The following is a 16,863-nucleotide window of genomic DNA, read 5'->3' as shown; positions in this document are numbered from 1 at the left end:
CGCCGGTGCGGGGTGTCACGATGATCCCGTGAGCACGCTGGACGAGCACCCCGAGGAAGTCACCTGCACCGCCGGTCCCGCGGAGGGCGTCGAGGTCATGACGCCGCGCGAGGTGCCGCTCGGCGGACCGCGGGCGATGACGGTGAGACGCACGCTGCCCTCGCGCGCCCGCAGCCTGATCGGTGCGTGGTGCTTCCTCGACCACTACGGGCCCGACCCGGTCGCCGAGAGCGGCGGGATGGTCGTGCCGCCGCACCCGCACACCGGTCTGCAGACGGTGAGCTGGCTGTTCACCGGCGAGATCGAGCACCGCGACAGCGCCGGCCACCACGCGATCGTGCGCCCCGGCGAGGTCAACCTGATGACCGCCGGCCGCGGGATCAGCCACTCCGAGGTCTCGACGGGGGCGACGACGACCCTGCACGGCGCGCAGCTCTGGGTCGCGCTGCCCGAGCACGCCCGCGACGCCGACCCCGGCTTCGTGCACCACGCGCCCGCGCCGGTGCGCCGCCCGGGCCTCGAGGCGCGCGTCTTCCTCGGGGCGCTGCTCGACGTCGTCTCGCCGGTCCCCACCGCGACGCCGCTGCTGGGCGCCGAGCTGCTCCTCGAGCCCGGCGCCGCGACCACCCTCGACGTCGACCCCGCGTTCGAGCACGGCGTCCTCGTCGACGCCGGCGCGGTGCGCGTGGGCGGGCGCGACGCCGCCGCCCACGACCTGGTCTACCTGCCCCCGGGTGCGGCCTCGCTCGACCTCGTCGCCGGCCCGGACCCGGTGCGGCTGCTCCTGCTCGGGGGGCCGCCGTTCGGCGAGGCGATCGTGATGTGGTGGAACTTCGTGGCCCGCACCCACGAGGAGGTGGTCGCCTCGCGGCGCGAGTGGCAGGAGCAGGTCGGCGACGGGAGCACGCTCGCCGACGGCCGCTTCGGCGTCCCGACCGGCGAGCCGCGGCCGCCGATCCCCGCGCCCCCGATGCCCCAGGTCCGCCTCCGGGAGCGTCGGTGAGCGCCGAGCGCGACCTCCGCCTGGCCGAGACCCGGCTCCGCTCCCTGTGGGACCTGCACCCGGACGCGGTGTTCTCCCTCGACCTCGAGGGCCGGTTCCTCTCGGTGAACCCGGCCGCGTTCGGGATCAGCGGCCGCGGCGCCGACGAGCTGGTCGGCCACTCCTTCCTCGAGCTGCTCCTCGACGAGGACGTCGAGGAGGTGGCGGGCCACTTCGCCGGCATCCTGGGCGGGGAGACCCGGATCTTCGAGACCCGCTTCGTGCGCGGCGACGGCTCGGTCGGCGACCTGGAGGTGATCGGCATCCCGATCGTCGTCGACGACGAGATGGTCGAGGTGTACGGCATCGCCGAGGACATCACCGCCCGGCGCGACCTCGAGCGGAGCCTGGCGGAGTCCCGCCGCGTCGCCGAGAGCGCCAACGCCGCCAAGTCGGCCTTCCTGGCCACCATGAGCCACGAGATCCGGACGCCGCTCACGAGCGTCCTGGCCGCCGCCGAGCTGCTCGACGACACCACGCTCAGCGACCGCCAGCGCCGGTTGGTGACGGTGATGGGGCGCTCCGGGGAGCGGCTGCTGCGGCTGGTCAACGACGTCCTCGACTTCTCGCGGGTCGAGGCCGGCCGCGTCGAGCTCGTCGCGGCCGCCTTCGACCTCCACGACGTCGTCGAGGACACCGCCCTGATCGTCCGCGGCGCGCTCGACGAGCGCGGCCTGGACTTCGTCACCGAGGTCGCGCCCGACGTCCCGCGGCGGGTGGTCGGCGACGCCGCCCGCATCGCGCAGGTGCTCACCAACCTCATCGACAACGCCACCAAGTTCACCCACGTCGGCGGGGTCGGGCTCGCCGTCGAGGCCGAGGGGGAGGGCCCCGACACCGTCGACCTCCGCTTCACCGTCACCGACACGGGCATCGGCATGACCGAGGAGGTGCAGGGCCAGGTGTTCGAGAGGTTCCGCCAGGCCGACTCCTCGATCACCCGGGAGTTCGGCGGCACCGGGCTCGGGCTGGCGATCTCGCGCAACCTGGTGACCCTGATGGGCGGCGTCCTGGAGGTCTCCAGCGCGCCGGGGCGGGGCAGCGCGTTCACCTTCGCCGTCCCGCTGGCGCGCGCCGGCGCCTCCTGACCCGCGGGCCCGGCCGCCTGTCGGCGGGCTGGGGCAGGATGCCGGCATGGGACCCCTGACCGGCGCCGACGGCCTCGCCCGCTGCCCGTGGGCCGGCGACCAGCCGGGCCTGATGCGCGACTACCACGACCACGAGTGGGGACGGCCGGTCCACGGGGAGGCGGCCCACCTCGAGCGGCTCACCCTGGAGGCGTTCCAGTCGGGGCTGTCGTGGTCGACGATCCTGCGCAAGCGCGAGGCCTTCCGCGAGGTCTTCCGCGGCTTCGACGCCGACACGGTCGCGCGCTTCGACGACGCCGACCGGGCGCGCCTGATGGACGACGCCCGCATCGTCCGCAACCGCCTCAAGATCGAGGCCGCCGTCACCAACGCCCGCGCCACCGTGGCCCTGCGCGAGGCCGGCGGCCTCGAGGCCCTCGTGCTGTCCTTCGCCCCCGAGCACCCGCCCGCCCCCACCGACACCGCCGCGGTGGCGACCACCTCGCCCGAGTCGGTCGCGCTGTCGAAGGGCCTGAAGAAGCGGGGCTTCGTGTTCGTCGGCCCGACCACGATGCAGGCGCTGATGGAGGCCACCGGCGTCTTCGACCCGCACCTGGTGGGGTGCTTCCGCCGGGCCGGCTGACCGGGCCCGGCGGCACGTCCCGACCGGGACGGCGGGGTCCGCCCGGCTGGCCGGTCCCGACGGAGGGCCGCACCGGCTACCGTCACCACGCATGACCCAGGTCAGCGCGCACGACGACGACGCCCTCGGCGACCACGACGCGGTCGGCCTCGTCGCCGCCCTCCACGAGGGCGCGGTGTCGGTGCCCGAGGTGGTCGAGGCGGCGATCCGGCGGGTCGAGCGGGTCGACCCGCTCCTCGGCGCGATGGCCTTCACCGCCTACGACCGGGCGCGGGTGGAGGCCCGCGACCCCCGTGGCGGCTTCTTCGCCGGCGTCCCGACCGTCGTCAAGGACAACGTCGACGTCGCCGGGATGCCGACCCGCGAGGGCACCGACGCCTGGGTCGCGCGCCCGGCCCCGGCCGACGGCGACTTCGCGCGGATGTACCTCGCCACCGGCCTGCTGTCGCTCGGCAAGAGCCAGCTGTCGGAGTTCGGCTTCTCGGCGGCGGCCGAGCACCCCCGGCTGGGCGCCGTCCGCTCGCCGTGGTCGACCGAGCACGTGGCCGGGGCGTCCTCGGCGGGCTCGGCCGCCCTCGTCGCCTCCGGCGCCCTCCCGATCGCCCACGCGAACGACGGCGGCGGGTCGATCCGCATCCCGGCCGCCGTCAACGGGCTCGTCGGGCTCAAGCCGACCCGCGGCCGGCTGGCCCAGGACCGGGCGCTGCGCGAGATGCCCGTCCGGATCGTCTCGGACGGCGTGCTGACCCGCTCGGTGCGCGACACGGCCGCGTTCCTCCGCGAGGCCGAGCACGTCTACCGCAACCTCTCGCTGCCGCCTGTGGGGGATCTCACCCGCCCGGGCCGCAAGCGGCTCCGCGTCGCCCTCAACACCTCCGGGGCCGGAGGTGTCGGGGCCAGCCCCGAGGTGCGCGAGCTCACCCTGCGCACCGCCGTCCTCCTCGAGGAGCTCGGCCACCACGTCGAGGAGGTCGAGGCGCCGACGCCGCCCGGCTTCCGCGACGACTTCCTGCTCTACTGGGCCTCGCTCGCCCTCGTCCTGCTCCGCACCGGACGGCGTCAGCACGGCCGCTCCTGGGACCCCGACCGCCTCGACCACCTCACCCGCGGGCTGGCCCGGCACGCGACCCGCAACCTGCACCGCCTGCCCGGCGCGGTGCGCCGGCTGCGCCGCTCCTCGGTCCTCCTGGCCCGCCACCACGAGGCGCACGACGTCACCCTGACGCCGACGCTGGCCCACGAGACGCCGCTGGTCGGGCACCTCGACCCGACCCAGCCCTACGAGACCGTCATCGACCGGCTGACGACGTGGGTGGCCTTCACGCCGCTCCAGAACGCGACCGGCGAGCCGGCGATCTCCCTGCCCCTGGCGACGTCGGCGCAGGGGCTCCCGGTGGGGATGATGTTCGGTGCCGCGGCCGGTCACGAGGCCGTGCTCCTCGAGCTGGCCTACGAGCTCGAGGAGGCATCCCCCTTCGCTCGGATCGGGGGGTCTGTGGGAGGGTGATCCCACCGCCGCGCGGTGCCACCGGACCCGATTTCGTGCTTCATCGGACCGTGTGTATCGTTCTGCGTCGTTGCCCCTTTAGCTCAGTCGGCAGAGCGTCTCCATGGTAAGGAGAAGGTCTACGGTTCGATTCCGTAAAGGGGCTCTCGTACTCTTGGCGGGGTAGCTCAGGTGGTTAGAGCACACGACTCATAATCGTGGTGTCGCGGGTTCGAGTCCCGCTCCCGCTACCCAGCACGACCGACCAGCGTTCAGCACCCTTCGACAGAGGATCCACCGTGGCCAGCAAGAGCTCCGACGTTCGCCCCAAGATCACGCTCGCGTGCGTGGAATGCAAGGAGCGCAACTACATCACCAAGAAGAACCGCCGCAACGACCCCGACCGGCTCGAGCTCGCGAAGTTCTGCCCGCGCTGCCGCAAGCACACCGCGCACCGCGAGACCCGCTGACGCTGGTCGTCCCGCACCACCTGGCACCGGCCCGCGCCGGCGCCGATCGAGCCCGCCCCGGATCCCGGAGGCGGGCTCGTCTGCGTTAACGTCGACTCCGTGGACGCCACCATCGTCGGGCGCTCGTACCCGCCCGCCCCGCCGCACGAGGTCACCGAGCCCTCGGTCCGTGCCTTCGTCGAGGCCACCGGCGGCCGCTACGACGGCGGCCCCGCCCCCGCGACCTATCCCATCGTCCCCGCCTTCGACGCGATGATGGGGTTCCTGGAGGCCGAGGCGCTCGACCTCGCGCGCATCGTGCACGGGGAGCAGCGCTTCGCCCACGAGCGGCCGGTCGTGCCCGGCGACGTCCTCACCGTCGCGCTCACCGTCGCCACGCTGCGCCAGATCGGCGGCAACGACATCATCGGCACCACCAGCCGGGTCACCGACGCCGCCGGCGCCCTGGTCTGCACCGGCAGCGCCACCCTCGTCCACCGCGGGAACGCCTGATGGGCGCCGCGCTCCCGGCGGGCGAGCTGGCCGCACGCACGTTCACGATCACCCGCGACGACCTCGTGGCCTACGCCCGCGCCAGCGGTGACCACAACCCGATCCACCAGGACGAGGACGTCGCCCGCTCGGTGGGGCTGCCCGGCGTCATCGCCCACGGCATGTACACCCTGGCCCTGGCCGCCCGCTACGTCGAGGAGCAGGCCGGCGGCCGCGGCGAGGTCGCCTCGATCGGCGCCAAGTTCACCAAGCCCGTCGTCGTCCCGGCCGAGGGCGTCGAGGTCAGCGTGAGCGGCGTCGTCAAGGACGACGGCACCATCGCCGTCACGGTCACCTGCGACGGCGTCTCGGTCCTCGGCCGCTGCCAGGCCACCCTGCGGGCGTGACCGTGCCCGACCCCGCCGGGGAGCGGCTGCGCGACCACACGACCCTGCGGCTCGGCGGCCCGGCCGGGCGGTTCGTCGTCGCCACGACCGAGGCCGAGCTCGTCGAGGCCGTCTCGACGGCCGACGCCGCCGGCGAGCCGGTGCTCCTGCTCGGTGGCGGCAGCAACCTCGTCGTCGCCGACGCCGGCTTCGCCGGCACGGTCGTCGCGGTCGCCACCACCGGCCTGACCAGCGACACCGGCGACACCGGCGAGGCCGTCGGCCCCGACGACGCGACCTGCGGGGGAGCGCTGGTGACCGTCGCCGCCGGTGCGGACTGGGACGGCTTCGTCGCCCACGCCGTCGAGCGCGGCTGGGTGGGCGTCGAGGCGCTGTCCGGCATCCCGGGCGCCGTCGGCTCCACCCCGATCCAGAACGTCGGCGCCTACGGCCAGGACGTCGCGCAGACGATCGCGCGGGTCCGGGTCTGGGACCGCGTGCTGAACCGCGTGCGCACCTTCGCCGGCCCCGACTGCGACTTCGGCTACCGCAGCTCGCGCTTCAAGGCCGAGCGGTACGACGCCTGGGGCGGGCGGCACGTCGTCCTCGACGTCACCTTCCAGCTCGCCGTAGGCACCCTCGGCGCCCCGGTCGCCTACGCCGAGCTGGCCCGCGCCCTGGGCGTCGAGCAGGGACGTCGCGCCCCGCTCGCCGACGTCCGGGCCGCCGTGCTCGGGCTGCGCGGCGGCAAGGGCATGGTCCTCGACGCCGAGGACCACGACACCTGGAGCGCCGGCTCGTTCTTCACCAACCCGGTCGTGCCGGCCGCCGAGGTGCCCGAGGGCGCCCCGGCCTGGCCCGCGGGCGACGGGCTCGCGAAGACCTCGGCCGCCTGGCTGATCGAGCACGCCGGCTTCGCCCGTGGCCACGGCGCCGGGCCGGCCCGGCTCTCCACCAAGCACACGCTCGCCCTCACCAACCGCGGGGACGCGACGACCGAGGACCTGCTCGCGCTCGCGCGCGAGGTCCGCGACGGCGTGCACGCGGCGTTCGGCATCACCCTGGTCCACGAGCCGGTGCTCGTCGGCTGCGAGCTCTAGCCCGCCGCGGCCGTCGCTCAGGTGGTGCCGAGGCTGAAGATCGAGACCACGAAGCCGGCGTAGAGCACCGCGACGGCGATCACCCCGACGCCCAGGACGGTGCCGATGATGCCGGTGACGAGCCCGGTCGTCGCCGCGCTCTCGTTGGTGAAGTGACCCGGGGCGGCCCGCATCTCCTTCTGGGCCCGGATCGCGAGCGCGATCGCGAAGGGTCCGCACAGCACGCCGGGCAGCGTCACGCAGACGACGAAGGTCAGCACCAGGCAGACGATGCTGGCGATGCCCAGCGCCATCGCGGTGTTGGCGCCGCTGTGCGAGGGGCGGTAGCCGTAGGAGTAGGCGCCTGGCGGGTAGGGCTGGTAGCCCGGCTGGCCCCCGTACGGCTGGCCCCCGTACGGCTGGGGGTACGACTGGGGGTGCGGCTGGCCCTGCGCCGGGCCCGGGTGGGGCTGCTCGTGGGGCCTCGTCGGTGGCTCGGGCGCCGGGGCCTGCTCGGAGGAGGGGTCACCCTTGGCGAGGTACGACTGGATCGGCTCGGTCTCGTCGGGGCGCTCGCTCATGGCGTCAGTGTCCCATCGGCGGCCGGGGCGAAACCCGTTCAGCCGGCGGGCGCGGCCAGCCAGGCGTCGACGTCGGCGAGGGCGGCGTCCCGCAGCGCGTCGGGGGCGCGCGAGGCTCGCAGCGACATCCGCGCGAGCTCGGCCATCGTCTCGTCGGACAGCTCGTGCGCGGCCCGCATCGTGGCGTACTGCCCGGCCAGGCGCGAGCCGAAGAGCAGCGGGTCGTCGGCACCGAGGACCACCGTGGCGCCGGCCTCGAGCAGGGTCGGCAGGGGCACCGACGTCAGGTCGGAGTAGACGCCGAGGGCGACGTTCGAGACCGGGCAGACCTCCAGGGCCACGCCGCTGTCGACGATGCGGGCCAGCAGGTCCGGGTCCTCGGTCGACCGGACGCCGTGGCCGAGCCGCCCGGCGTGCAGCCGGTCCAGGCAGGTGCGCACGTGGTCGGGCCCGCGCAGCTCGCCGCCGTGCGGCACGAGCAGCAGCCCGGCCCGCCCGGCGATCTCGAAGGCGGCCTCGAAGTCGGCGGTGCGGCCGCGCCGCTCGTCGTTCGAGAGCCCGAACCCGACGACCCCGCGGTCGACGTACTGCGCCGCGAGCCGGGCGAGCGTGCGCGCGTCGAGGGGGTGGCGGGTCCGGTTGGCGGCGATGACGACCGCCATCCCGAGCCCGGTGCGCTCGGAGGCCACGCGGACGGCGTCCAGCACGAGGTCGGTGAAGGCGGTGATCCCGCCGAACCGGGCGCCGTACCCGCTCGGGTCGACCTGGATCTCCAGCCACCGCCCGCCGTCGCGGACGTCGTCCTCGGCGGCCTCGAGCACCAGGCGCCGCACGTCGTCCTCGGTGCGCAGCACCGAGCGCGCGACGTCGTAGAGGCGCTGGAAGCGGAACCAGCCCTTCTCGTCGGCCGCGCTCAGCTGCGGCGGCCACTCCGACACCAGCGAGTCGGGCAGGGCGATGCCGTCGCGCTCGGCCAGCTCGAGCAGCGTGCCGTGCCGCATCGAGCCGGTGAAGTGCAGGTGCAGGTGCGCCTTCGGCAGGGCGTGCAGGTCCCGGGGTCTCAAGCGAGCAGCTTCTGCAGCCTCGAGATGCCCTCGACGATGTCGTCGTCACCGAGGGCGTAGGAGAACCGGAGGTAGCCGGGGGAGCCGAAGGCCTCACCGGGGACGGCGGCGACCTCGGCCTTGTCGAGGAAGTACTCGGCGAGCTCGGCGGAGGTGTCGATCCGGACGCCGTCGTAGTCCTTGCCCAGCAGGCCCTTGACCGACGGGTAGGCGTAGAACGCGCCGCCGGGCATCGGGCACAGGACGCCGTCGATCTCGTTGAGCATCGACACGATGGTCTTGCGACGCCGGTCGAAGGCGGTCTTCATCTCCTCGACCGCGGTGAGGTCGCCCTCGACCGCGGCGATGGCGGCGCGCTGGGCGACGTTCGCGACGTTGGAGGTGGCGTGCGACTGGAGGTTGGTCGCGGCCTTGACGAGGTCCTTCGGGCCGATCATCCAGCCGACCCGCCAGCCGGTCATCGCGTAGGTCTTGGCGACGCCGTTGACGATGACGCAGTTGTCCTGGAGGAACGGGCACAGCGCCGGCATCGACCCGGTCTCGGCGTCGTCGTAGACGAGGTGCTCGTAGATCTCGTCGGTGAGCACCCACAGGTCGTGGTCCTCGACCCAGCGCCCGATCGCCCGGATCTCCTCGGCGGAGTAGATGGCGCCGGTCGGGTTCGACGGCGAGACGAACAGCAGCACCTTGGTCCTGTCGGTGCGGGCGGCCTCGAGCTGCTCGACGGTGACCTTGTAGTCCTGGGTCTCGTCGGCCAGCACCTCGACCGGGACGCCGCCGGCGAGCGCGATCGCCTCGGGGTAGGTCGTCCAGTACGGCGCCGGCACGATGACCTCGTCGTCGGGGTCGAGCATCGCGGCGAACGCCGCGTAGATCGCCTGCTTGCCGCCGTTGGTGACCAGCACCTGCGCCGGGTCGACCACGAGGCCGCTGTCGCGCAGCGTCTTCTCGGCGATCGCCTTCTTCAGCTCCGGCAGCCCACCAGCAGGGGTGTACCGGTGGTTCCGGGGGTCGCGGCAGGCTTCGACGGCAGCCTCGACGATGTAGTCGGGGGTGGGGAAGTCGGGCTCGCCGGCACCGAAGCCGATGACCGGACGTCCCTCGGCCTTGAGGGCCTTCGCCTTGGCGTCGACCTTGAGCGTGGCCGACTCGGCGATGGCGCCGATGCGCTGGGAGACTCGTCTGTCGCGGGGGCTGCTGGTCATGGGCCCATCGTAGGGGCGAGACGTTCCACACCTCCGACCCATCTCGGGCCGAAGGACCACCAGGCCCGTCGGGACGGCGGGTCCTCGGAGAGGAAGCGGGTCACCGTGACCGACACCCAGTCCCCGGAGGGGGTCGACCGCGAGGAGTCCGGGCTCAAGCGGACGATCACCGGCCGGCTGCTCTTCTTCTACGTCCTCGGCGACGTGCTCGGCTCGGGCATCTACGTCCTCATCGGCGCCGTCGCCGGCGAGGTCGGCGGCGCCTTCTGGGTCGCGTTCCTCATCGGCGTCTCGATCGCGACCATCACCGGCGCCGCCTACGCCGAGCTGGTCACGAAGTTCCCCCAGGCCGCGGGCGCGGCGCTGTTCGTCAACAAGGCCTTCAAGAACCGCGTCCTGACCTTCCTGGTCACCGTCAGCATGCTCTCGGCCTGCTTCGCGGCCTCGGGCTCGCTGGCCACCGGGTTCGCGGCCTACTTCGACACCGTGTGGTCCCTGCCGCCGGCCATCCTGGTCTCGCTCGGTCTGATCGTGCTGCTGACGATCGTGAACTACCTCGGCATCACCGAGTCGGTCGTGGCCAACCTGGTGATGACGATCGTGGAGGTCACCGGCCTGGTCGTCGTGCTGCTCATCGCGGTGGTGCACACCGCCGAGGGCGACTCCGACCTCGGCACCCTGACCGACTTCTCCACCCAGGGCAACGAGATCTTCGCGATCGTCGCCGGGGTGGCGCTCGCCTTCTTCGCGATGACCGGCTTCGAGAACGCCGCCAACATCGCCGAGGAGGTCGTCGACCCGGCCAAGCACTTCCCGCGGGCCCTGGTCGGCGGCATGATGGCGGCCGGCGTGATCTACGTGCTGGTCGCGATGTCGGCCTCGCTGGTGGTCGACGCGAAGGAGCTGGCCTCCTCCGACGCCCCGCTGCTCGACGTCGTCGAGTCCGGGGTGCTGCCCATCTCGGTCGGCGTCCTCAGCATCGTCTTCGCGATCATCGCGATGACCGCGATCACCAACACCACCCTCGTCTCGGTCGTCACCCAGTCCCGCATCCTCTACGGCATGGCCCGCGAGGACGTCGTCCCCGGCGTCTTCGCCAAGACCCACGACCAGCGCCGCAGCCCGGTCGTGGCGCTGCTCTTCGCCGGTGCCGTGGTCTGCGCGCTGCTGCTGGTCGGCTGGGCGCTCAACGAGTCCGGCGCCGGCATCGACGTCGTCGACCGGCTCGCCACCGTGACGGTGGTCTTCACCCTCTTCATCTACTCCCTGGTGATCGTCGCCGCGTTCAAGCTGCGCGGGGAGGCCGAGACCGAGGAGAACTACCACGCCCCGACGGCCCTGCTGCTGCTCGGCCTGCTCGGCAACGCCGTGCTGCTGGCCTACGTCGTCATCGACGACCCCGGATCGCTGCTGTGGGTCGCGGGGCTCCTGGCGCTGGGCGTCGTGCTGTTCCTGCTGGAGTACTCCTTCGGCGCCCGCACCCGGCCCGAGGGCGTCGGGCGGGGCCGCCCGGGCGCCGGCTGAGCCGACCCCGCGCGGGCGCGGACAGGGGCGCGCCAGGGGTCGGTGCGGGGGTCGGTGCGGGGGTTGTTTGGACGCCGCTGGCCCCGGGGCCGTAGACTCCCCGACGGTGGATTCCCCCGCATGCTGCGCCGTGCCCGAGACCGGGTGCGTTCGTGGCGGAGGGATCGACGGAGGGCACTAGCTCAACTGGCAGAGCATCGGTCTCCAAAACCGAAGGTTGGGGGTTCAAGTCCCTCGTGCCCTGCAACACATCAGTACGGCAACACAGCTTCGAGACAATCGGAAGCTCCACGAGGTACGGCGAGAGGTGAGTGGCGTGTCGGACAGCAGCGCGGTCCGCGGTTCCCGGGACGACAGGCCCGGCGACGAGCGCAAGCGCACGAGCATCCCGACGTTCTACCGCCAGGTGGTCGCCGAGCTGCGCAAGGTCGTCTACCCGACGCAAGAGCAGCTGGTCACCTACTTCTTCGTGGTCATGGTCTTCGTGATCGTCATGATGGCGATCGTCTCGGCGCTCGACCTGGGCTTCGGCAAGCTCGCCTTCGCGATCTTCGCCGGCTGACGTCGCGGCGGCGCCGCCGTCGTGACGCAGAGGCCCCCCTGAACAGCAATTGATGGAGCAACGCGTGTCTGAGCAGTACAACGAGACCGAAGCGATCGACAACCCCGACGCCGAGGTGACCGACCCCGTGGTCGAGGACGACGTCCTCGAGGCCACCGAGGGTGCTGCGGAGGGCACGGCGCCGGCCGTCGCCGAGATCGACGACGACCTCGACGCCGAGGAGCCGACCGACGAGGCGCTCGCCGACCTGGTCGAGGCCGAGGGGCAGGTCGCCGACGAGGCCGCCGCCGAGCTCGTCGAGGAGACCCTCGACGCCGACGAGGCCGCCGCCGAGGACGCCGAGGACGACGTCCCCGCCGAGGACGAGGACCCGCTCGAGGCGTTCCGTCGCGAGCTGTGGGCCAAGCCGGGCGACTGGTACGTGGTCCACACCTACTCCGGCATGGAGAACCGGGTGAAGTCGAACCTGGAGAACCGGATCGTCTCGCTCAACATGGAGGACTACATCCACGAGATCGTGGTCCCCATCGAGGACATCGTCGAGATCAAGAACGGCCAGCGCCGCACCCGCAAGAAGCCCGCGCTGCCCGGCTACGTCCTGGTCCGCATGGACCTCACCGACGAGTCGTGGTCGGCGGTGCGCCACACGCCCTCGGTCACCGGATTCGTCGGCAACAGCCACCAGCCGGTGCCGCTGAGCATGGACGAGGTCGAGAACATGCTCGCGCCGGCCGTCGTGGCCGCCGCCGAGATCGCCGCCGCCGCGGCCGGCACCTCCACCTCCGGCTCCGGTTCCGCCTCGACGGCCAAGAAGGCCATCGAGGTCGTCGACTTCGACCTCGGCGACTCCGTCCAGGTCGTCGACGGCCCGTTCGCCACGCTGCACGCCACGATCACCGAGATCAACGCCGAGTCGCAGCGGGTCAAGGCCCTCGTGGAGATCTTCGGCCGGGAGACCCCGGTCGAGCTCAGCTTCAGCCAGATCGAGAAGGGCTGAGGCTCCGCCGGGTCGCGATTTCCCTCGCGGCCGGCGACGCAGCACCATAGGTAGAGCAACACCCGTGGCAGGGGGCGCGTCGCCCTCGTCATGACCACAGAGAACAGGAAGAGAACATGCCTCCGAAGAAGAAGATCGCTGCGCTCGTCAAGGTGCAGCTCCAGGCCGGCGCAGCGACGCCCGCCCCGCCCGTCGGTACCGCCCTCGGTCCGCACGGCGTCAACATCATGGACTTCTGCAAGGCCTACAACGCCCAGACCGAGTCCATGCGCGGCAACGTCATCCCCGTCGAGATCACCATCTACGAGGACCGGTCGTTCACCTTCATCACGAAGACGCCGCCGGCCGCCGAGCTGATCAAGAAGGCCGCCGGGCTGCAGAAGGGCTCCGGCGTCCCGCACAAGGAGAAGGTCGGCAAGCTGACCAAGGACCAGGTGCGCGAGATCGCGACGACCAAGCTCCCCGACCTGAACGCCAACGACATCGACGCCGCGATGAAGATCGTGGAGGGCACCGCCCGGTCGATGGGCGTCACCACCGAGTAGCACCCCGTGGCAGGGCCCGTGCTGGCCCACTTTCGACCACAACCTTCCCGACGCCGTCGCGACGGCGTCACCACGTAGAGGATTGAGACCCATGCAGCGCAGCAAGACCTACCGCGCGGCGGCGGACACGTTCGACAAGGACGAGCTCCACGCCCCGCTGGCCGCGATCAAGATCGCCAAGAGCACCTCGAAGAAGAAGTTCGACGAGACCCTCGACGTCGTCATGCGACTCGGCGTCGACCCCCGCAAGGCCGACCAGATGGTGCGCGGCACCGTCAACCTGCCCCACGGGACCGGCAAGACCGCCCGCGTCCTGGTCTTCGCCAACGGCGACAAGGCCGAGGCCGCCCGCGAGGCCGGCGCCGACATCGTCGGCAGCGACGAGCTGATCGACAAGGTCAGCGGTGGCTGGCTCGAGTTCGACGCCGTCGTCGCGACCCCCGACATGATGGGCAAGGTCGGCCGCCTCGGCCGCGTGCTCGGGCCCCGCGGCCTCATGCCGAACCCGAAGACCGGCACCGTGACGCCCGACCCGGCGAAAGCCGTGACGGACATCAAGGGCGGCAAGATCGAGTTCCGCGTCGACCGCCACGCCAACCTGCACTTCATCATCGGCAAGGCGTCGTTCACCGAGGCCGCGCTGGCCGAGAACTACGCCGCCGCCCTCGAGGAGGTGCTGCGGCTCAAGCCGGCCAGCTCCAAGGGCCGCTACCTGAAGAAGGTCACCGTCTCCACGACGATGGGCCCCGGCATCCAGGTCGACCCGAACCGCACCCGCAACGTCGCGGGCGAGGACGACGAGGCCTGAGCCTCCGTCCCTCCCGACACCGGCCCGTCCAGCTCTGCTGGGCGGGCCGGTGTCGTTGCGGGCGCCCGCCGCCTCCTGGGTGCACGCCACGACCCACGCGACCCACCGGTCACACCGGTCGGCCGAAGTCTGAACTGGGGGGCCGGGGTGTCGGCCGACAAGTTCAGATTTCCCCGGTCGGCCGGGGAAACCCCGGCCGGGCGGGGCCGGCCCCGGAGCGGCAGCTTGGATCAACAGCGGCACGTCCGTCACGTCGGCGTGGTCGACCCATCCGACCCACTGGGCGGGCAAAACCTGAACTGGGGGGCCTGGGTTTTGGCCGACAAGTTCAGACTTCCCCGGTCGACCGGGGAAATCCCGGCGGGGCCGGGCCCCACGGATTTGGCCCGTCGGCCCAGCCGCCCGTAGAGTTCCACCCGAAACCAGAGACCGCCGGTTGTCGGGCTGTGCATGCAGTCCGACCGAAGGTGCCGCAGGGATGCGGACGGCCCGCGCAGGATTCAGAGTCCGGCTCCACACGGAGCCTCACGCCCTGAGCCCCGCGCTCGGGGCGTTCGTCGTTCCCAGGTGGTGCCGGGGGCGGTCTCCCAGTCCGGAAGGAGACCCATGGCGCGGGCAGACAGGAACGCCGCCGTCGCGGAGATCGTTGAGTCCTTCAACGCCTCCGACGGTGCCGTGCTGACCGAGTACCGCGGTCTCACCGTCAAGGAGCTGCAGAACCTTCGCCGCTCCCTCGGTGAGAACGCCAGCTATGCCGTGGTCAAGAACACGCTGGCCAAGATTGCCGCCAACCAGGTGGGCATCTCCGGCTTCGACGACCTGCTGACCGGCCCGACCGCTATCGCCTTCATCAACGGCGACGTGGTCGAGGCGGCCAAGGGTCTGCGTGACTTTGCCAAGGCCAACCCCGCCCTTGTCATCAAGGGTGGAGTCCTGGACGGCAACATCCTCGACGCGAAGGAGATCGCCAAGCTGGCCGATCTCGAGTCGCGCGAGGTGCTCCTGGGCAAGATGGCGGGCGCCATGCTCGCCTCGCTGTCCCAGGCCGTCTACCTCCTCAACGCGCCGATCGCCCAGGCCGCCCGTCTCGCGGGTGCGCTGCAGGCCAAGGCCGAGGAGGACCCCTCGATCCTCGCAGGTGGTGCGGGCACGCCCGCCGCCGCCGAGGAGGTCCCGGCCGAGGAGGCCGCTGCCGAGGAGACCCCCGCGGAGGAGGCGTCCGACGACGCTCCCGCCGCGGAGGCGACCGAGGCCGCTGCTCCCGACGCCGAGGCCACCGACGCCTGATCCCAGGCGTACCCACCACCTGAAACCCGGTCCCGACCCGCGTCCGCGGCGGGGCCACCGAATGGAAGGAACGCCACCATGGCGAAGCTCAGCACCGACGAGCTCCTTGACGCCTTCAAGGAGATGACCCTCATCGAGCTCTCCGAGTTCGTGAAGCAGTTCGAGGAGACCTTCGGCGTCACCGCCGCCGCTCCCGTCGCCGTGGCCGCTGCGCCCGGCGCCGCTGCCCCGGCCGAGGCCGAGGCCGCTCAGGACGAGTTCGACGTCGTCCTCGAGGCTGCCGGCGAGAAGAAGATCAACGTCATCAAGGAGGTGCGCGCCCTCACCTCGCTCGGCCTGAAGGAGGCCAAGGAGCTGGTCGAGGCCGCCCCCAAGGCGGTCCTGGAGAAGGTCGACAAGGCTGCGGCCGACAAGGCGAAGGAGGCCCTCGAGGCCGCCGGCGCCACCGTCACCCTCAAGTGACCCGGGCGGGTCGGTGAGCGGGACGAGGTCCTGAGCACCACCTGCCGACCGTGAGGCGGTCACCCCCACCGGGGGTGGCCGCCTCGCTGCTTTTCGCCACCCCGCGAGTGCGACGTGACGTCGCGCACATTCCCGCGTAACCTCGCCGCGTCCGCACCGTTGTTACCGGTGAGTGTCCCCGGGTAGCAGCCCCGTGGCCGCCGGGTCCGAGGAGGGGAGGAGCACGCATGGGTGTCGAGATCAGGATCGAGAACCTCACGAAGTCGTTCGGCAAGCAGATGATCTGGGGCGACGTGTCCCTGACCGTCCCCGCCGGCGAGATCAGCGTGATGCTCGGCCCGTCCGGCACCGGCAAGTCGGTCCTGCTCAAGACGATCATCGGCCTGCTCAAGCCCGACAGCGGCGCGGTGGTCATCGAGGGCACCGACCTCGCCTCCTGCCGCGAGAAGGAGCTCTACGAGATCCGCAAGCTCTTCGGCGTGCTGTTCCAGGACGGGGCGATGTTCGGCTCCATGAACCTCTACGACAACGTCGCCTTCCCGTTGCGCGAGCACACGAGGAAGTCGGAGTCCGAGGTCCGCGAAGTCGTGATGGAGAAGATGGACCTGGTCGGCCTGCTCGGGGCCGAGGACAAGCTGCCCGGCGAGATCTCCGGCGGCATGCGCAAGCGCGCCGGGCTGGCCCGCGCCCTGGTGCTCGACCCCGAGATCGTGCTCTTCGACGAGCCCGACTCCGGCCTGGACCCGGTGCGCACGGCGTTCCTCAACCAGCTGATCATCGACCTCAACGCCCAGATCGACGCGACGTTCCTCATCGTCACCCACGACATCAACACCGCGCGCACCGTGCCCGACAACATCGGCCTGCTCTACCACCGCCACCTGGCGATGTTCGGGCCGCGGGAGATGCTGCTCAGCTCCGAGGAGCCGGTGGTGCGCCAGTTCCTCAACGCCCAGCGGGTCGGCCCGATCGGCATGTCGGAGGAGAAGGACGCCGACGAGCTCGCCGCCGAGTCGGGCCAGGAGCTGCCGCCGCTGCCGCCCATCCCGCCGCAGCTCGAGCCGTCGAACGGGATCCCGCGTCGCAGCCAGCGCGAGCCCGGTGCCTGGTGCCGCGAGAACGGCGTGACGCCGCCGCCGGGGTCCTTCGACGACGACGTCACGTGGGCGACCGGGGCCTGAGCA

Annotated in this window: 19 protein-coding genes and 3 tRNA genes; 19 read left to right on the top strand and 3 right to left on the bottom strand. The window is 72.1% G+C overall.

Features of this window, described 5'->3' with window-relative positions; genetic code table 11:
- The first annotated feature begins 28 nt into the window (after window positions 1-28).
- From FE634_RS16645 to FE634_RS16600, 10 genes are all read left to right on the top strand, one after another.
- On the top strand, window positions 29-1,003 hold the full coding sequence (locus FE634_RS16645) for a pirin family protein (protein ID WP_262347461.1): 975 nt from the start codon (window positions 29-31) through the stop codon (window positions 1,001-1,003).
- Window positions 1,000-2,130, top strand: a complete 1,131-nt coding sequence (locus tag FE634_RS16640; protein WP_137294375.1) for a sensor histidine kinase — start codon at window positions 1,000-1,002, stop codon at window positions 2,128-2,130. Before FE634_RS16645 ends, FE634_RS16640 begins: the two co-directional genes overlap by 4 nt.
- Before the next feature lie 46 nt (window positions 2,131-2,176).
- On the top strand, window positions 2,177-2,752 hold the full coding sequence (locus tag FE634_RS16635) for a DNA-3-methyladenine glycosylase I (protein ID WP_148240787.1): 576 nt from the start codon (window positions 2,177-2,179) through the stop codon (window positions 2,750-2,752).
- A gap of 91 nt (window positions 2,753-2,843) precedes the next feature.
- Window positions 2,844-4,259 carry an amidase gene (locus FE634_RS16630; RefSeq protein ID WP_138876530.1) on the top strand — a complete coding sequence of 472 codons (1,416 nt, stop codon included), beginning with the start codon at window positions 2,844-2,846 and terminating at the stop codon, window positions 4,257-4,259.
- A gap of 72 nt (window positions 4,260-4,331) precedes the next feature.
- A tRNA-Thr gene (locus FE634_RS16625) sits at window positions 4,332-4,404 on the top strand.
- Window positions 4,405-4,415: 11 nt separating this feature from the next.
- Window positions 4,416-4,489: transfer RNA gene (locus tag FE634_RS16620), tRNA-Met, on the top strand.
- Window positions 4,490-4,537: 48 nt separating this feature from the next.
- Window positions 4,538-4,708 (top strand): 50S ribosomal protein L33, encoded by a 171-nt coding sequence (gene rpmG / locus FE634_RS16615; protein ID WP_137294372.1) that lies wholly within the window; start codon window positions 4,538-4,540, stop codon window positions 4,706-4,708.
- Window positions 4,709-4,807: 99 nt separating this feature from the next.
- Window positions 4,808-5,200 (top strand): FAS1-like dehydratase domain-containing protein, encoded by a 393-nt coding sequence (locus FE634_RS16610; RefSeq protein ID WP_138876529.1) that lies wholly within the window; start codon window positions 4,808-4,810, stop codon window positions 5,198-5,200.
- On the top strand, window positions 5,200-5,586 hold the full coding sequence (locus FE634_RS16605) for a MaoC/PaaZ C-terminal domain-containing protein (protein ID WP_137294370.1): 387 nt from the start codon (window positions 5,200-5,202) through the stop codon (window positions 5,584-5,586). The genes FE634_RS16610 and FE634_RS16605 overlap by 1 nt, the downstream gene beginning before the upstream one ends.
- Window positions 5,583-6,665 carry a UDP-N-acetylmuramate dehydrogenase gene (locus tag FE634_RS16600; RefSeq protein WP_262347460.1) on the top strand — a complete coding sequence of 361 codons (1,083 nt, stop codon included), beginning with the start codon at window positions 5,583-5,585 and terminating at the stop codon, window positions 6,663-6,665. Before FE634_RS16605 ends, FE634_RS16600 begins: the two co-directional genes overlap by 4 nt.
- 17 nt (window positions 6,666-6,682) lie before the next feature.
- Here the strand turns inward: FE634_RS16600 and FE634_RS16595 are convergent, their stop codons facing one another.
- From FE634_RS16595 to FE634_RS16585, 3 genes are read right to left on the bottom strand one after another with little or no spacing between them, the layout of a single operon-like run.
- Complete coding sequence (locus FE634_RS16595; protein WP_138876528.1) at window positions 6,683-7,225, bottom strand: DUF4190 domain-containing protein; 543 nt, start codon at window positions 7,223-7,225, stop codon at window positions 6,683-6,685.
- 38 nt (window positions 7,226-7,263) lie between these two features.
- Window positions 7,264-8,289, bottom strand: a complete 1,026-nt coding sequence (locus tag FE634_RS16590; protein ID WP_138876527.1) for an adenosine deaminase — start codon at window positions 8,287-8,289, stop codon at window positions 7,264-7,266.
- Window positions 8,286-9,494: a pyridoxal phosphate-dependent aminotransferase gene (locus tag FE634_RS16585; RefSeq protein ID WP_138876526.1), complete on the bottom strand. Its 1,209-nt coding sequence runs from the start codon at window positions 9,492-9,494 to the stop codon at window positions 8,286-8,288. Before FE634_RS16585 ends, FE634_RS16590 begins: the two co-directional genes overlap by 4 nt.
- 105 nt (window positions 9,495-9,599) lie before the next feature.
- On the opposite strand from FE634_RS16585, the gene FE634_RS16580 reads away from it, so the two are divergent.
- From FE634_RS16580 to FE634_RS16540, 9 genes are all read left to right on the top strand, one after another.
- The gene (locus FE634_RS16580) at window positions 9,600-11,018 is read left to right on the top strand and encodes an APC family permease (protein ID WP_138876525.1); all 1,419 of its coding nucleotides are present in this window, start codon (window positions 9,600-9,602) and stop codon (window positions 11,016-11,018) included.
- A 171-nt stretch (window positions 11,019-11,189) separates the two neighbouring features.
- Window positions 11,190-11,262, top strand: a tRNA-Trp gene (locus FE634_RS16575).
- Between the two features lie 72 nt (window positions 11,263-11,334).
- Window positions 11,335-11,580, top strand: a complete 246-nt coding sequence (gene secE / locus FE634_RS16570) for a preprotein translocase subunit SecE (RefSeq protein WP_137294365.1) — start codon at window positions 11,335-11,337, stop codon at window positions 11,578-11,580.
- A 52-nt stretch (window positions 11,581-11,632) separates the two neighbouring features.
- Window positions 11,633-12,577 (top strand): transcription termination/antitermination protein NusG, encoded by a 945-nt coding sequence (nusG, locus tag FE634_RS16565; protein WP_138876524.1) that lies wholly within the window; start codon window positions 11,633-11,635, stop codon window positions 12,575-12,577.
- A gap of 116 nt (window positions 12,578-12,693) precedes the next feature.
- The gene (gene rplK / locus FE634_RS16560) at window positions 12,694-13,122 is read left to right on the top strand and encodes a 50S ribosomal protein L11 (protein WP_137294363.1); all 429 of its coding nucleotides are present in this window, start codon (window positions 12,694-12,696) and stop codon (window positions 13,120-13,122) included.
- A gap of 91 nt (window positions 13,123-13,213) precedes the next feature.
- The gene (rplA, locus tag FE634_RS16555; protein ID WP_137294362.1) at window positions 13,214-13,930 is read left to right on the top strand and encodes a 50S ribosomal protein L1; all 717 of its coding nucleotides are present in this window, start codon (window positions 13,214-13,216) and stop codon (window positions 13,928-13,930) included.
- Window positions 13,931-14,536: 606 nt separating this feature from the next.
- Window positions 14,537-15,217 (top strand): 50S ribosomal protein L10, encoded by a 681-nt coding sequence (gene rplJ / locus FE634_RS16550; protein ID WP_137294361.1) that lies wholly within the window; start codon window positions 14,537-14,539, stop codon window positions 15,215-15,217.
- A gap of 78 nt (window positions 15,218-15,295) precedes the next feature.
- A complete protein-coding gene (gene rplL, locus FE634_RS16545; protein WP_137294360.1) occupies window positions 15,296-15,679 on the top strand; it encodes a 50S ribosomal protein L7/L12 in 384 nt (127 codons plus the stop codon).
- Between the two features lie 227 nt (window positions 15,680-15,906).
- Window positions 15,907-16,860: an ABC transporter ATP-binding protein gene (locus tag FE634_RS16540; RefSeq protein WP_148240786.1), complete on the top strand. Its 954-nt coding sequence runs from the start codon at window positions 15,907-15,909 to the stop codon at window positions 16,858-16,860.
- The last annotated feature ends 3 nt before the right edge of the window (window positions 16,861-16,863 follow it).

Source organism: Nocardioides sp. S-1144 (assembly GCF_005954645.2).
Lineage (GTDB): Bacteria > Actinomycetota > Actinomycetes > Propionibacteriales > Nocardioidaceae > Nocardioides > Nocardioides dongxiaopingii.
The sequence above is the reverse complement of the archived record's forward strand: the minus strand, read 5'-3'. Positions and strand labels throughout refer to the sequence as shown.

What these genes read in the sequence shown, in the direction of transcription:
- rplL (WP_137294360.1), top strand. Translation starts at nt 15,296, where the DNA reads ATGGCGAAGCTCAGCACCGACGAGCTCCTTGACGCCTTCAAGGAGATG.
- FE634_RS16635 (WP_148240787.1), top strand. Translation starts at nt 2,177, where the DNA reads ATGGGACCCCTGACCGGCGCCGACGGCCTCGCCCGCTGCCCGTGGGCC.
- rplK (WP_137294363.1), top strand. Translation starts at nt 12,694, where the DNA reads ATGCCTCCGAAGAAGAAGATCGCTGCGCTCGTCAAGGTGCAGCTCCAG.
- rplA (WP_137294362.1), top strand. Translation starts at nt 13,214, where the DNA reads ATGCAGCGCAGCAAGACCTACCGCGCGGCGGCGGACACGTTCGACAAG.
- FE634_RS16585 (WP_138876526.1), bottom strand. Translation starts at nt 9,494, where the DNA reads ATGACCAGCAGCCCCCGCGACAGACGAGTCTCCCAGCGCATCGGCGCC.
- FE634_RS16605 (WP_137294370.1), top strand. Translation starts at nt 5,200, where the DNA reads ATGGGCGCCGCGCTCCCGGCGGGCGAGCTGGCCGCACGCACGTTCACG.
- nusG (WP_138876524.1), top strand. Translation starts at nt 11,633, where the DNA reads ATGGAGCAACGCGTGTCTGAGCAGTACAACGAGACCGAAGCGATCGAC.
- FE634_RS16595 (WP_138876528.1), bottom strand. Translation starts at nt 7,225, where the DNA reads ATGAGCGAGCGCCCCGACGAGACCGAGCCGATCCAGTCGTACCTCGCC.
- FE634_RS16540 (WP_148240786.1), top strand. Translation starts at nt 15,907, where the DNA reads ATGGGTGTCGAGATCAGGATCGAGAACCTCACGAAGTCGTTCGGCAAG.
- FE634_RS16630 (WP_138876530.1), top strand. Translation starts at nt 2,844, where the DNA reads ATGACCCAGGTCAGCGCGCACGACGACGACGCCCTCGGCGACCACGAC.
- rplJ (WP_137294361.1), top strand. Translation starts at nt 14,537, where the DNA reads ATGGCGCGGGCAGACAGGAACGCCGCCGTCGCGGAGATCGTTGAGTCC.